Here is a 450-nt window from a genome sequence, read left to right as displayed (position 1 = left end):
ATTGTATACTTATTTAGATTAGATTTATTATTTTTGACATTTGCAGAGGGGAAATAGAAAAACTGCAAATACGGAAATGAAATTAATTAACGAGAGACAAATAGGAGTAATGATAATGAAGTTTACAAATTTAACAGCTAAAGAGTTTGGTGCCTTTACAGATAGCATGCCATACAGTCATTTCACGCAAACTGTTGGCCACTATGAGTTAAAGCTTGCTGAAGGTTATGAAACACATTTAGTGGGAATAAAAAACAATAATAACGAGGTCATTGCAGCTTGCTTACTTACTGCTGTACCTGTTATGAAAGTGTTCAAGTATTTTTATTCAAATCGCGGTCCAGTGATTGATTATGAAAATCAAGAACTCGTACACTTTTTCTTTAATGAATTATCAAAATATGTTAAAAAACATCGTTGTCTATACCTACATATCGATCCATATTTACC

The 450-nt window shown here is 31.6% G+C and carries 1 pseudogene; it reads left to right on the top strand.

Annotated elements, in window-relative coordinates:
- Positions 1 to 115: 115 nt before the first annotated feature.
- Positions 116 to 450, top strand: a pseudogene (femA, locus tag A7976_RS14785) (glycine glycyltransferase FemA); the annotation flags it as partial.

Origin of the sequence: Methylobacillus sp. MM3, from assembly GCF_001645185.1 — a bacterium.
GTDB lineage: Bacteria > Pseudomonadota > Gammaproteobacteria > Burkholderiales > Methylophilaceae > MM2.
The sequence above is the reverse complement of the archived record's forward strand: the minus strand, read 5'-3'. Positions and strand labels throughout refer to the sequence as shown.